The sequence below is a fragment of the Cupriavidus sp. PET2-C1 genome (assembly GCF_054515855.1).
On record NZ_CM137260.1, the window covers coordinates 2,873,852 to 2,886,841 of the forward strand.

Below are 12,990 nucleotides of genomic sequence, written 5' to 3' on the forward strand. Positions count from 1 at the left end.
CGTAGTAGAACACAACTCCGCGTTCCAGCCAAATGTGCGGGTAAACCCTCATTATTTTCGGCCGATATAGCTCGTAGAGTTCTTTCTGGCGGAACGTTGTTCTGCTTGGCAAAACTTTAACAGCGCGAAAAGGCGTCAAATTACTCAGCGGAGTCTTCCGTGAGCGTCAGCTCTGTAAGGCAACACGACCACTTGGAGACATCGATGACACCAACATCCGCAACGGGGAATAGCGAGATTGCCGTCGCCTCACAAGTTGAGGCGCGAGCAGTGAAGAAGGCTGCCTGGCGCTTCATTCCGCTGCTGGCGCTAGCCTACTTCTTCAACTACCTCGACCGAACCAGCGTCGGATTTGCGTCCCTGACCATGAACCAGGACTTGGGGCTGACTGCCACGCAATTCGGATGGGGGGCGGGAATCATGTTTGCTGGCTATTGCCTCTTCGAGGTGCCGAGCAATCTCGCCCTCTACCGTTTTGGCGCGCGCCGATGGATTGCCCGCATCATGATCACCTGGGGCTTGATGGCAGCCGCCACCGCGCTTGCTACCGGGCCGACCAGCTTTTACGTCATCCGGCTCCTACTCGGTATTGGAGAGGCAGGCTTCTTCCCTGGCGTGATCTTTTTCCTGGCGGTCTGGTTTCCGGCAAGCTACCGTACGCGCGTGCTGGCATGGTTTACTGTCTCCACGCCGCTGTCCTCCCTCATCGGCGGCCCGCTCTCGGTGTGGCTGCTGCAGATGGACGGTGTACTGGGCTTGGCCGGCTGGAAGTGGATGTTCATTATCGAAGGGCTGCCGGCCTGCTTGCTAGGCTTGCTCGTATTGCGCATGCTCGCAGACACACCAGCCGAGGCCAAATGGCTATCGCAGGAGGAACGGGACGCACTTCAGAATGCGTTTGAGCGAGAAGGAGCTTCCAGCGGCAAGAAGAAAGACTTCCGTGTGGCCCTGAAGGACGCGCGAGTTTATCTCCTGGCCATGATTTCCTTTGGCTTCACCATGGGGTCGTACGGCATCGGTATCTGGCTGCCGCAGATGCTCAGGGCTAACGGCATGAGCATGATAGAGACCGGCTGGCTTTCAGCGCTGCCTTACTTCTTTGCCACCATCGGGCTACTCTGGTGGGCAAAGCATGTGGATCGGAACGGGCGCCGCATCGCCAACCTTGCCCTTGCTTTGGCAATAGGGGCGGTCGCCTTGGGGGTGTCAACCTACTTCAAGACGCTGACGCCTGCGATGGTTGGAATCACCCTGGCGCTCATCGGCACGATTTCCGCGCGTACCATTTTCTATACGCTGCCGGCGCGCTTCCTGTCCGGGCACGCAGCAGCAGGTGGACTTGCGCTTATCAATTCGATTGGCGCACTTGGCGGATTTGCGGGGCCCTATCTGGTTGGCTACCTGAAGGATAGTTACGGCACCTTCACCGCTGGCATGCTCGGCCTTGCGGCCGTGCTGGCTATTACGACAGTCCTCACGCTTTCGTTGTTCGTGCTCATTCGTGACGAATGACATGAATCCGTTATCAATGCCAAACGCCGGTGACTGGTCGTTGCGGCCCGCGCCACGCTCGCCGCGTCTGCTGTGGCACTGGCGCTGCCAAGGCCGGCTAGGAGAGTCATATGAATACCGTCAGCAACTATCTTCCCGTTCGCCCGGAATGGCTGGCATCCGCGACCGAACCGGCCCTTGAGCCGGACTTGACTATCGTCGATGCGCATCACCATTTCTACGAGCGCCCGGGCTGGACTTACCTGCTAGGCGACTACATGGAGGACCTGCGCTCCGGACACAACATCCGTGCGTCCGTCTACATGCAGGCGCTGACCCGTTACCGGACGGCGGGCCCCGACACGCTACGTCCAGTCGGCGAGACCGAGTTTGCAATAGCAACGACCGCGGCGACCCTGGCAGGCGAACCCGAGGTAGCCAAAGGGATTGTTGGATATGCAGACCTACGGCAGGGCGCTGCCGTGCGCGACGTCCTAGAGGCACACATTGAGGCCGGGCATGGCCGTCATGGCCGTTTTCGTGGCGTCCGACACCTCACTACCTGGGATGCCGACCCGTCGCTGGCCAATCCGCTCACCGCGGCGCCCAAAGGCTTGTTGCTGGATCCTCAGTATCGCGCTGGGGTCTCGGAGTTGGGTACGCTCGGCCTTTCCTACGACGCCTGGCTGTTCTTTCCGCAACTGCCGGAATTATTTGACCTGGCGAAAGCCAATCCGGACATCACCGTCATCGTCAACCATTGCGGCGGCGTGGTTCGAATCGGCCAATACCGTGACAAGCAAGCCGAAGTCTTCGAACGCTGGTCGCGCGACATGCGCGAACTGGCCCGCTTGCCAAACGTGCATGTCAAGCTGGGTGGACTGGGGATGCGCATCAACGGCTTTGATTTTGAACAGGATGAGCGGCCCCCTTCGTCGATCGAACTCGCCGAGACGTGGAAGCCATGGATGCTCACATGCATAGAGGCGTTCGGCGCGGATCGTTGCATGTTCGAAAGCAATTTTCCGGTCGACAAGGGTTCGTACCCCTATAGCAATGGCTGGAACGCCTTCAAGCGCTTGACTTCACAGGCTAGCCCGGCTGAGCGCGATGCGCTTTTCCGGGGGACTGCCACTGCCGTCTACCGGCTCGACGCACGAATCTGACACACGTTGGCTGAGCCAACGGCGCTGCACGCCACTTTTCCCATTTTCGCAAACAGAGCGACAGCTCATCGGACGGACACCTGTTGCCGTCTGAACAGGAGACGACATGAATCACGCATTCGCCACTAGCCGGATCGCCGCAACGCCCGGGCAAACTCTGGGCCACGCCGTGCTCGGCTGCGTCTTATCGGCGCTGCTCGCCGTTGGCGCCACGGGAGCCATTGCAGCCGAGGCCTACCCCTCGAAGCCGGTTCGCCTGATCGTGCCATTCCCGCCCGCGGGCGGTACCGACGTGCTGTCGCGGTTGGTGTTCAACAAAATTGGCATGGCCACCAAGTGGAACGTCGTGGTGGAGAACCGCGCCGGCGCTGGCGGGAATATCGGTCTGGATAGCGTGGCCAAGGCGAAGCCCGACGGCTACACGCTGGGAATGGGACAGACCGCCAACCTGGCGATCAACTCGACGCTGTACCCAAAGATGCCCTACAACACGCAGAAGGATTTCACGCCGGTGGCGCTGGTGGCGGCACAGCCGGTGGTGCTGATCGTGCGCAATGACGCGCCCTACAAAAACGTTGCCGACCTGGTGGCAGCGGCCAAGGCCAAGCCACTGTCGATGGCGTCCGCCGGCACCGGCACGGTCGGCCACCTGACTGGCGAAATGTTCGCACGGCGCGCCGGCATCAAGATGCTACACGTGCCGTACAAGGGGGCCTCGCCGGCACTGACCGACCTGATGGGCGGGCAAACCGATTCCTATTTCGCCACGCCGCCGATTGCCATGCCCATGATCAAGGCGGGCAAGGTCCGCGCGCTGGCGGTGACCTCGGCCAAGCGCATGCCATTGCTGTCGGCGGTGCCTACCATTGCAGAGTCAGGCTACGCCGGCTTCCAGGCAGAAGACTGGAAGGCACTGGTGGCACCGGCCGGCACGCCGCCGGAAGTGGTGGCGCGGCTGAATGCCGAGGTCAACAAGGCGCTGGCGCAGCCGGACACCGTCAGCAAGCTGCGTGAAGAAGGCAGCGAGCCGCGCGGCGGCTCGGCCAAGGACCTTGGCGCCTTTATCCAGAGCGAGAACACGCGCTGGGGCGACATCGTGCGTCAGTCTGGCGCGCGTGTCGAATAAGCCATCCTATCGGAATCCGTCATGCAAAAGCCCCTGCGCAATATCCGCGTGCTCGACCTCACCAACGTGCTGGCCGGGCCCTTCTGCTGCCACCAGCTTGCCCATATGGGCGCCGAGGTCATCAAGGTGGAGACCCCCGGCACTGGTGACCTGGCGCGCCAGCTCGGCGCCGATGCCGAGCTGAACCAGCGCCTGATGGGGGTGTCGTTCCTGGCGCAGAACCCCGGCAAGCAGTCGATCACCATCAACCTCAAGCATGCGCGCGGCAAGGAAGTGTTCCGCAAGCTGGTGCGCAGCGCCGACGTGCTGGTCGAGAACTTCCGGCCCGGCGTGATGGACCGGCTCGGTCTGGGCTACGAAACGCTCAAGCAGGAGAACCCGCGCCTGATCTACTGCGCAATCTCCGGCTTCGGCCAGGACGGACCGCTGGCGGAACTGCCGGCCTATGACCAGATCATCCAGGGCATGTCGGGCGTGATGAGCATCACCGGCGATCCGCAGACCGCGCCCTACCGCGTGGGGTATCCGGTGTCGGACACCATCGGCGGCCTGACCGAGGCCTTTGCCGTGGCGGCGTCGCTGGCGGACCACCAGCGCACCGAGGGCTATTTCATCGACGTGTCGATGCTGGAGGCCACGCTTGCCACCATGGGCTGGGTGGTGTCCAACCACCTGATCGCGGGCAAGGACCCGGTGCCGATGGGCAACGAGAACATGACCGCGAGCCCGTCGGGGAACTGCCAGGCCCGGGCCAGGGCGAGCTGCTCGACGCGGCGCTGATGGCCGCCGTCGACCACGGGCCGCAGGCGCCCAGCATCGCCATCGCACGCATGGCCGCGACCTGCGGCGTGGGGCTGAACAATGCGATGGCCTCGGCCGTCAACGTGCTGGGCGATGTGCATGGCGGCGCCGGCGAGCAGGCGGTGGCGCTGTATGAAGACGTCGCTGCCCGCGTCGACGCGGGCAGCGCCCTGGACGATGCCGTCGCCGCCGCGCTGCAGCACTATCGCGACCTGCACGGCAAGTTCGTATCGGGCTTCGGCCACCGCTTCCATCCGGTCGATCCGCGCGCTCCGCGCCTGCTCGCATTGGTGGAGCAGGCCGCGGCCGATGGCGTAGTGAACGGGCGCTACGCGGCGATCGCGCTGGCCATCGAGGACGCACTGTCGGCGGGCCGCAGCAAGCCGATCCCAATGAATATCGATGGCGCCACCGCCGTCATCTATGCCGAGCTCGGCTTCCCGGCACCGCTGGCGCGGGGGCTGTTCTGCCTGTCGCGCTCGGTCGGCATCCTGGCACATGTGTGGGAGCAGACCAATCAGGGCGGCCGCAACAAGGGGCCCATCCCGCGCCAGTTCCTTTGGACCTATGACGGCACGCCGCAGCGCGACGTGCCGGACGTGCAGAAGTGTTGAAGCATTGACTACGTCTCGCCACTGGCGAGACAACGCTTTCGCATTTATCGAGAAAGCGCGGGAGGTATCCATCCTCCCGCTAGGACTTCGCTCGCCCGAGAAAACGCCGCAAGCACTCATGCATGGACGAGCCAATACCAAGGAGACTAGTATGTTGACCCGACTGATTGCAACTGTTGCACTGGTTAGTGCGAGCCTTCCCAGCCATGCGCAAACATGGCCTACCAAGCCCGTGCGTGTCATCGTGCCATATTCGGCCGGCGGTACGACCGACTTTGTCGCAAGGCAGGTAGCGCAAAAGCTGACGGAGAGCACAGGCAAATCGTTCTTCGTCGAGAACAAGCCGGGTGCCAGCGGTACGATTGGCACGATGCAGGTCGCGCGAGCCGCACCGGACGGATACACCTTGCTGGCCAACGACACGACGTACACGATGCTGCCGTCGCTCTTCAAGACGCTGCCTTGGGACCACGAGCATGACCTCGTGCCGGTCACCACCATCGCCCAAACGCCGGTGATCCTCATCGTTCCCGCCGGGTCGAAGTTCAAGAACTTGCAGCAACTGATTACATTCGCCAAACAGAACCCCGGCAAGCTTAACTTCGGGTCTGGCGGCGCGGGCAGCTCCACGCATCTGGCCGCGGAAGTCTTCGAGAAGAACTCCGGCGCCGCTCTGACGCATATTCCATACAAGGGCGCCGGTGAAGCGCTGATGGGTTTGATTGCCGGAAATGTCGACTTGCTGATTACCGCTACCCCGACAGCAATCCCGCAGGTCAAGGGAGGCAAAGCGCGCGCGCTGGCCGTCACCGGCGGTAGCCGTGTCCCTACGCTTCCGGATGTTCCCACTTTCGAAGAAGCCGGACTGAAGGACTACAAGGTGACAAATTGGTTTGGCCTGGCTGCGCCGAAGGGGACGCCGCCAGAGCTGGTGAAGAAGCTCCAAAGCGAAGTGCAGAAGGGCGTGCAGAGCGCCGACATCAAGGAGCGACTGGCGAGCATGGGGGCGCAGCCCGGTGGCATCCCATCCGCGGAATTTGCACAGCTAATCAAGCAAGACACTGTTACGTGGACACAAGTGGCGAAGGCCGCCAATGTCAAGCCGGAATGAAGTGAAGACGGTGACGTGGCGGGGCAATAGGGAGGCTGCTTGAACCAGGACGTCCGTTAGCGCGATGGCGGCCAACTGCCCTGACTGCGGACCGAAGGTCGCACCGGCTCAGCCCAAATGGAAGCGCACTCTCGATTTCTATCTGAGCAACAGCTTTGAGGCAGTCGGTCCCAGGCGTAGTCGCATGTTATGAGGCTGCAGGGGCCGCTTAGGACTGGTTGACCTGGAGTGCGTCGCAGGGCGGGGACATTGGCCTCGGGGGCCGCAGCAGACTATGCAGTCTCCCGAGCCGAGATATGTGTCCACGTGCTGCAATAGCCGATGCTTGTCAAGAAGGTGATGAGTTCAGGCTGGGAAAGCGCGACTGTGGCAGAACTGTCGAGCGGGTGGAACAGAAACGTCGTCTCAGACGCCAAGTCGATGTCAAACACCAGTTTGGTACGCGCGTGAAGATCATTGACCAGCGCCAAGGGGCTAAGAGAACCCGGCCGGACTCCGAGGAGCTCGTACATACGGTCAGAAGGTACGAACGAAAGGCGCTTGCTACCGATAGTTTTCGCTAGGGCAGCCAAGTCCAGCGATTTGTCCGCCGTAGTCACCACTAAATAACACTGGCCTAGCCTGTCTTGCAGCAGCAGGTTCTTGCAGCGGGCGCCGTCTAGCGAGAGCGTCAGCTCGCTCGACTCCGCCATATTAAGCACCTGCTCATGCTCTTCGTAGCCGAACGGGAGCCCTTTCTCGGACAGGAGTTGCAGGATATCTTTCTTGGCAAACATTGGACTTTGGAGGTTTGAACAGAGACGCCGCCACCCCGGACGGTGGCGGCGCGCTTCTTCGCTTAGTTGTCGAAGACTGGGATCGAAGCCTTTTGGATTGCAGCTAGGGTCTCAGAACGAGGAAGAGTACTCGCGCCTTGCCGCCCGGATGCGCCATCGACTGCAGATGTACTAAGCTAGCCGGGGAGGTTCTCTCCGCATCACAACTTGTGCTTCAATTCAGGGGAGGACGCGCTGGAAAGGGAGGGGACCGTCATCGGATCGACATATCGTGTCATGACAAGTGAGGACGCTATATGTATGATCCTGCCGCCAAGGAACGAAGCAATACGGATATCTAACGATGAATTCCGAAGATGCGGTGCTTCTCGATACTGAGTCGGACCTCTCGGATCCTCACTACCCGATGCCTCAGATGAGCAGGCAGTCGCGCTACCACTTGATGGCTATGCGCACCTTTGCCAAGGGATGGCCCGATGCCGAGGTCATCGCTCTGCGCGGCGCAGCGATCCTCATCTGTTAGCAATACTTGCTGCCGAGGATGTTCGCTCGAGGATCAACAACATGGCGGCCAAGCGAGCGTTGAGGACTGAGGCCGTGCGGGCCTTTCGACGACGGCGTGGTCTCGGTGACCAGTAACGGACGTAGGGCGGCGGGTGAGCGCGGGTAGACAAGACGATCTGGGTATGGTCGGGTGCCACGCGAAACTATGCCGACATCGCCTCCCTTCGAACAGGCCTTTCGCCGGCGGCAACCAGGAATGAAGGAACTTGCCGGAGGAAGCCGTAGCGGCATCGACCGTCCCAATGGCCCCCAAGGCAGCAGACGCTGAATTTCGGTGGAATCTCTCACCCGAGGACTACGGAGCAGTACCAGGCGAAATCCTCGCAATTTCACCCCCCCGTTGGCGACCGCCGCGGAGTTGTGAAACAAGCCTGACCGTTGCTCGCTGAACCGGCTGTTCGCCGGCAGAAACCAGGGGTGAAAACGCTGGGCTGAGCACGCCGTAGCAACTCAGACATCAAGCGACCCAATCAGGCCGGGGCAGCCACTGGATTTCTGTGGATGTCCTTACCCGAGCAGGGGGCCGTGCAGCTTCGGGAGCAATCGCTACCGGGAACGAGAAAAGGTTCGCCTTCATACCTGTCCGCCCTGGCTGCCCGACCGCGAAGCGGTCCACATCTACACGTATTGATACTCTCGTTCTTCATCCTCACAAATGTGGAGTATGCATCTGGTTATTCCGGATGAAGATGCACACCTTTGTGTAGAAGCTGGAATAACCTTCTATCCTCAATCGAGGATCTCCACACTATTCTTTAGTAAGCATATCCTCGCTTTAGATATGCTAGGGAATGCCGCAGCCCCCTGGCACTCATAGAGCAGGGAGCCTTCTGCTATCCAGCTCGGATAGCTCCGACAGTCATTCGAGTCACGCGCTATCTTCGCCCGCGTGCTAGTCGTCTCAACTCTTCCCCCACAGAGACCAGTATCCCCCCATCGCTGCCGTATCTAGCCGACCAAGGGAGCGGTCACCACCGAAGCCTCCCAGGCGGGGAGGGCGGCCCTATCGTCGGGCGGCTTCGTGCGCGGCCGACGAGTGACAAGACAGTATACGTTCGCGAGCATGTCATGGACTAGAATCATTCGTCATGTCAAACCTCGTAGTACGCCGGAAGAAATATAAAGCGAGTACTTACGTGAGAGAGGATGCCTCCAATACGTTTGTTAGCTTGCGTAATGCCAGGTGCCATGATCTTTAAGCTGGCTGTCTGGATGGCAGTTCCCCTCGACACGCGCCGCGACTAGGGCCGTATATGGCCAGACCCGGACATTGCAGTTGCGGGAGTGGGTCGAGACGTTCGTTATGCAGGCATGGAACCAGATTTTCGGGGCCGAAAACTACCTGACAGCGTGGAGCCTTTTCTTTGGATGCAAAACGACACCATCGATCTTCAGTCGTATCGGGGCCACGCGGGCGAATGAGGACGAGGCGTTCTTTGCTCGGTTCCTCGAAGTCTTTCCTGAGGTGGCCGAGCACCATCCGTATCCAAAAGGCGTGACCTGGCTGGTATTTGCATCATTAGGCGGGGCTGGGGTGCTTGAACTGTGCAATGTCGCGCCCGTCGGCGCGAGGCGAGGAACTGCAGGCCTTGGTCGAGACCATTGTTCGCGTATGCAGCCCACCAACCGCATCGTGAGGTCGCGTGTCAACGCATCTTAGCCAGCGCGCTCTCAGGCACCACGATGTGGTTGGCAAAGGTCGATGTGCCCATGTAGTAGAGATCGGCTTTTCGAGCTAGAAGCGCGGGGTGCCGTCCGGCATCGGCCACGTGCCCTGCGTGGCGCGAATCGCCTGGCACAGGTCGGTCTTGCGCGACAGGCAGAACTTGCACTGGCGGCATTCCGGAGTGTGAGCTTTGCCCTATGGATCCGACAACGCCTCTCGTAGCGGGACCGGTATTTCTTGGGCGTCTGCAAGCATAGCAGCCGGAGCCAAACTTGAGATAATCAATCGTCGTCAGGTGACCCAAACGCCCGAGGCAATCCACCCTAGCGGGGGCGAGGGCCGGGTCTTCCCGACTAGCAATGGCTGGGCCTAGTGCGCAAACTATGCGCCGGGGACATTTTGGGGGCCAGCGTAGGGCTTGCTGATGGCTCCGGTAAGGAAGAAGGAACCCCGTCATGCGCCCTTTTGACCCCAGTGTTGTCACTCCTAAAGTGGACGATTCTCCACGCACGCCATCGCTGGACCCCCGAAATCTGAAGGACATGCTCGATTACCGCCTGTATCTGGTGTATCGGGAGTTCGGGGACCATCACGAGCGCATGCTGAACAACGAATTTGGGATTAACCGGAGGCGCTGGCGTCTCATTGCCACCGTCCACGACATGGAGGGGGCAACACTGTCCGATATCGCGGAGCATGCAGAATTGGACAAGGCGCAAGCATCCAGGACGGTGGGCACGATGGTCAGGGAAGGTTTGTTGAAGCGGCTCTCCAATCCCGACAATGCTCGTTTTGCAAAAATCGTGTTCACGGATAAGGGGCGCGAACTGTACGACAAAATCCTTATTCGTTATCGCGAGATGAACCTTGCTTTGGTCGACGCCCTGACGGTAGAGGAAATCCAGCAGTTGGACAAGATAATCAACAAATTAAGGGCTGCTGCGAATTCATTCGGGAAAAATCATTGATTAATCAATGATGTAAGGTCAAGGCCTCTCCATCTTGAAATTCCATTGGAAAATCAGGGCACTTCGGTGCCCTTTTGTCGTTCCAATGTGAAAACGTGAAGTAAATCGTCTGTGGAAGCCGTCTGTGCGAAAGGTTTTCTGCTTCTGGCCAACGATTGATTTAGTCAACTCTCCTGACCATGACTATGCTGATTCTGCATCGTAATCAGGGAATGCCAGCCCGACAAGTTCACCGGACCAAGGCCCTTGCCCTGATGCAATCCGTGGCGGCGCGCAATTACGGGTATAGCTGACCGGACCTGTGTGCACTTGTGAAACTATATGGCAGTGGTTGGAATTAACATGGACATCTTTCTTCATCTGTCGATTGAAAACGCGATAAACGTTTTCTTCAACGATCTGGTGCAAAGATACGGAGATTATTTTCAGGGCTTCAGCGCTTTCGTTCTGAGATGGGTGCTGGTGCCGATCGAAACGGGCCTGAAAGGCACCCCGGCGATTGTGATTCTTGGGATCGTCGGCTGGCTCGCGTGGGTGGGATCGAAGAAGTTGACGACGTCAGCTATCCTGGTCGCACTGCTTTATCTCATCGGCAGCTTCGGCCTCTGGGACAAGCTGCTACAAACGCTCGCAATCATGTTGGTGTCGACTACCCTGGCCGTCGTTCTGGGATTGCCGATGGGGATACTGATGTCGCGAAGCGCCTGGCTAAGGAGCGGAGTCAGTCCGGTATTGGACATGATGCAAACCTTGCCGACCTTCGTTTATATGATTCCCGTACTGATGCTGTTTGGACTTGGCAAGGTGCCGGCAATCATCGCTACAGTCATTTACGCTTTGCCGCCTCTCGTTCGTCTTACCGACCTGGGTATCAGGCAGGTTTCCGAGGATATCGTTGAAGCGGGAAAGTCTTTCGGTTGCACGCAGACGCAACTTCTTCTGAAGGTTCAGTTGCCGCTTGCCCGGCCAAGCATCATGGCTGGTATCAATCAATCCGTGATGATGGCGCTCGGCATGATTGTCATCGCATCGATGATCGGCGCTCGCGGGCTCGGCGAAGACGTGTTGGCAGGCATCAACAATCTGGACATCGGAAGGGGCCTTCAGGCGGGGATGGCCATCGTCATTCTTGCAATCGTCATCGACCGAATCAGCCAGGCATTTGGCAAAGGGCGGCGTCATCGAGCTGTGATGGCAAAAAGAAGCAAGCGCGTTGCGCTCGCGTGATAGGGGAGGGAGACAGGAGATGGCTGCTGCACTACATGTGAAGAACGTCTACAAGATATTCGGTCCGAACAAGAAGTCCATTGACGAAGCACTTCAGCTTGCACGAAGCGGACATGCGAAAGGCGAGATTCTGTCGCGGACCGGTTGTACTTTAGGCGTCAACGATGTTTCTCTTCGGGTTGAAAAGGGTGAGATCTTTGTCATCATGGGGCTGTCAGGCTCCGGCAAATCCACGTTGGTCCGACATTTCAACAGGCTGATCGAGCCAACAGCAGGCGAGATTTTGATTAACAATCGGGATATCGTAAAGCTACGCGACAATGAGCTTCGTGAAGTCAGGCGACGGCAGATCAGCATGGTATTTCAGAGCTTTGCTCTTCTTCCGCACAAGACGGTGTGCGAGAATATCGCCTTTGGACTTCTATTGCGCGGCGACGATCCAAAGACCAGCCGCGAGAAGGCGTCCGCGTGGGTCAGTGGAAAGATGGGCCTGAAAGGTTTCGGGGAAAAGTATCCCGACGAACTTTCCGGTGGTATGCGCCAACGCGTTGGGCTAGCTCGGGCACTTGTCGCGGAAACCGACATCGTTCTCCTCGATGAAGCGTTCAGCGCGCTGGATCCCTTGATTCGCTGTGAAATGCAGGATCTCCTTTTGCAAATCCAACGGGAAATGAAGAAGACGATTGTTTTCATTACTCATGATCTTGATGAGGCGTTGAAGATAGGTACCCGCATTGTCATCATGAAGGACGGTATGGTGATGCAGGAAGGTAGGCCTCAAGAGATTATCGAATCGCCGGCCAATGACTATGTGAGGAAATTTGTGGAACATCGTGCCGTTGGAGTTCCCTGAATTAAAGTCACCTGCATTCCAACGTAGGTATAAACGCCCGCCGGTCAAGCGGGCGTTTGTTTCTAAAAAGGCGTGCGAATCTGAAAGCATAACGGCTCGCGATATTCTCATTCCGAAAAGCCCATGGCGCTCATGCTGAGGCGGGATAAGGCGACAGTGACGGTGTGTCATGGCAGAACACGATGCCTCGGCCAAGTCACCATTCTGGCCGATATCCTCATCGTGGCCGCGGGGGGCGCCGGGGATGATTGTCGGTACGATGGTCAAGACCGGGTTAGTCGTCATTGACGTCGGCATAAATTGTCTGCCGGATGGAATGATAGCCGGGGATGTGGATGTCGAAAGTGTCAGCAAGATGGCGTCCTTTATCACACCGGTTCCGGGGAGTTGACCCGATGACTGTGACCATGCGCATGGTCAATTCACTGAAGTCAATTGGGCGTGTGAGCAAATCGAGCATCAGCGGAGTCAGGAAGCGGCCAGGTCGGGCGTCTAGCACTAACCGATGCAGAACGTCAGGTGTTGCAGGACGCGATTAGTGCGTGATGGCGTGCCTTGGGAACCCACGGTCGGCGCGAGGTACTTACATTTTTCGTAAGTGCGCGGGAGTAAGCATCCCGTATGGGC

General features: G+C 59.0%; 11 protein-coding genes and 3 pseudogenes. 12 read left to right on the plus strand and 2 right to left on the minus strand.

Annotated elements, in window-relative coordinates:
- Positions 1 to 204: 204 nt before the first annotated feature.
- The 6 genes and pseudogenes from ACX12D_RS32785 (at position 205) to ACX12D_RS32810 (ending at position 6,309) form a co-directional block, all read left to right on the plus strand.
- Complete coding sequence (locus ACX12D_RS32785) at positions 205 to 1,512, plus strand: MFS transporter (RefSeq protein ID WP_459375127.1); 1,308 nt, start codon at positions 205 to 207, stop codon at positions 1,510 to 1,512.
- Positions 1,513 to 1,622: 110 nt separating this feature from the next.
- A complete protein-coding gene (locus tag ACX12D_RS32790; protein ID WP_459375128.1) occupies positions 1,623 to 2,657 on the plus strand; it encodes an amidohydrolase family protein in 1,035 nt (344 codons plus the stop codon).
- A gap of 106 nt (positions 2,658 to 2,763) precedes the next feature.
- On the plus strand, positions 2,764 to 3,783 hold the full coding sequence (locus tag ACX12D_RS32795) for a Bug family tripartite tricarboxylate transporter substrate binding protein (RefSeq protein ID WP_459375129.1): 1,020 nt from the start codon (positions 2,764 to 2,766) through the stop codon (positions 3,781 to 3,783).
- 21 nt (positions 3,784 to 3,804) lie between these two features.
- Positions 3,805 to 4,518 (plus strand): annotated as a pseudogene (locus tag ACX12D_RS32800) (CaiB/BaiF CoA transferase family protein); the annotation flags it as partial.
- Positions 4,515 to 5,198: pseudogene (locus ACX12D_RS32805) on the plus strand (citryl-CoA lyase); the annotation flags it as partial. The pseudogenes ACX12D_RS32800 and ACX12D_RS32805, both read left to right, overlap by 4 nt.
- Positions 5,199 to 5,349: 151 nt before the next feature.
- The gene (locus ACX12D_RS32810) at positions 5,350 to 6,309 is read left to right on the plus strand and encodes a Bug family tripartite tricarboxylate transporter substrate binding protein (RefSeq protein ID WP_459375130.1); all 960 of its coding nucleotides are present in this window, start codon (positions 5,350 to 5,352) and stop codon (positions 6,307 to 6,309) included.
- A gap of 272 nt (positions 6,310 to 6,581) precedes the next feature.
- Here the strand turns inward: ACX12D_RS32810 and ACX12D_RS32815 are convergent, their stop codons facing one another.
- Positions 6,582 to 7,085, minus strand: a complete 504-nt coding sequence (locus tag ACX12D_RS32815; RefSeq protein WP_459375131.1) for a YbaK/EbsC family protein — start codon at positions 7,083 to 7,085, stop codon at positions 6,582 to 6,584.
- 343 nt (positions 7,086 to 7,428) lie between these two features.
- Between ACX12D_RS32815 and ACX12D_RS32820 the strand changes: the two genes are divergently transcribed.
- On the plus strand, positions 7,429 to 7,608 hold the full coding sequence (locus ACX12D_RS32820; RefSeq protein WP_459375132.1) for a hypothetical protein: 180 nt from the start codon (positions 7,429 to 7,431) through the stop codon (positions 7,606 to 7,608).
- 1,690 nt (positions 7,609 to 9,298) lie between these two features.
- Here the strand turns inward: ACX12D_RS32820 and ACX12D_RS32825 are convergent.
- Positions 9,299 to 9,501, minus strand: a pseudogene (locus tag ACX12D_RS32825) (S-(hydroxymethyl)glutathione dehydrogenase); the annotation flags it as partial.
- 269 nt (positions 9,502 to 9,770) lie between these two features.
- Here ACX12D_RS32825 and ACX12D_RS32830 point away from each other — a divergent pair.
- The 5 genes from ACX12D_RS32830 to ACX12D_RS32850 all read left to right on the plus strand — a co-directional run bounded on the left by ACX12D_RS32830 (position 9,771) and on the right by ACX12D_RS32850 (position 12,754).
- On the plus strand, positions 9,771 to 10,283 hold the full coding sequence (locus ACX12D_RS32830; RefSeq protein ID WP_459375133.1) for a MarR family winged helix-turn-helix transcriptional regulator: 513 nt from the start codon (positions 9,771 to 9,773) through the stop codon (positions 10,281 to 10,283).
- A gap of 342 nt (positions 10,284 to 10,625) precedes the next feature.
- Positions 10,626 to 11,510 carry an ABC transporter permease gene (locus ACX12D_RS32835; RefSeq protein WP_459375134.1) on the plus strand — a complete coding sequence of 295 codons (885 nt, stop codon included), beginning with the start codon at positions 10,626 to 10,628 and terminating at the stop codon, positions 11,508 to 11,510.
- Between the two features lie 19 nt (positions 11,511 to 11,529).
- Positions 11,530 to 12,363 (plus strand): quaternary amine ABC transporter ATP-binding protein, encoded by an 834-nt coding sequence (locus ACX12D_RS32840; protein WP_459375135.1) that lies wholly within the window; start codon positions 11,530 to 11,532, stop codon positions 12,361 to 12,363.
- Positions 12,364 to 12,495: 132 nt separating this feature from the next.
- Positions 12,496 to 12,651, plus strand: a complete 156-nt coding sequence (locus tag ACX12D_RS32845; protein WP_459376594.1) for a hypothetical protein — start codon at positions 12,496 to 12,498, stop codon at positions 12,649 to 12,651.
- Positions 12,623 to 12,754, plus strand: a complete 132-nt coding sequence (locus ACX12D_RS32850) for a hypothetical protein (protein WP_459375136.1) — start codon at positions 12,623 to 12,625, stop codon at positions 12,752 to 12,754. The genes ACX12D_RS32845 and ACX12D_RS32850 overlap by 29 nt, the downstream gene beginning before the upstream one ends.
- Positions 12,755 to 12,990: the final 236 nt, after the last annotated feature.

Excerpts from the sequence above, each read along its gene's own strand:
- ACX12D_RS32785 (WP_459375127.1), top strand. The coding sequence starts at position 205 with ATGACACCAACATCCGCAACGGGGAATAGCGAGATTGCCGTCGCCTCA.
- ACX12D_RS32790 (WP_459375128.1), top strand. The coding sequence starts at position 1,623 with ATGAATACCGTCAGCAACTATCTTCCCGTTCGCCCGGAATGGCTGGCA.
- ACX12D_RS32795 (WP_459375129.1), top strand. The coding sequence starts at position 2,764 with ATGAATCACGCATTCGCCACTAGCCGGATCGCCGCAACGCCCGGGCAA.
- ACX12D_RS32810 (WP_459375130.1), top strand. The coding sequence starts at position 5,350 with ATGTTGACCCGACTGATTGCAACTGTTGCACTGGTTAGTGCGAGCCTT.
- ACX12D_RS32815 (WP_459375131.1), bottom strand. The coding sequence starts at position 7,085 with ATGTTTGCCAAGAAAGATATCCTGCAACTCCTGTCCGAGAAAGGGCTC.
- ACX12D_RS32820 (WP_459375132.1), top strand. The coding sequence starts at position 7,429 with ATGAATTCCGAAGATGCGGTGCTTCTCGATACTGAGTCGGACCTCTCG.
- ACX12D_RS32830 (WP_459375133.1), top strand. The coding sequence starts at position 9,771 with ATGCGCCCTTTTGACCCCAGTGTTGTCACTCCTAAAGTGGACGATTCT.
- ACX12D_RS32835 (WP_459375134.1), top strand. The coding sequence starts at position 10,626 with ATGGACATCTTTCTTCATCTGTCGATTGAAAACGCGATAAACGTTTTC.
- ACX12D_RS32840 (WP_459375135.1), top strand. The coding sequence starts at position 11,530 with ATGGCTGCTGCACTACATGTGAAGAACGTCTACAAGATATTCGGTCCG.
- ACX12D_RS32845 (WP_459376594.1), top strand. The coding sequence starts at position 12,496 with ATGCTGAGGCGGGATAAGGCGACAGTGACGGTGTGTCATGGCAGAACA.
- ACX12D_RS32850 (WP_459375136.1), top strand. The coding sequence starts at position 12,623 with ATGGTCAAGACCGGGTTAGTCGTCATTGACGTCGGCATAAATTGTCTG.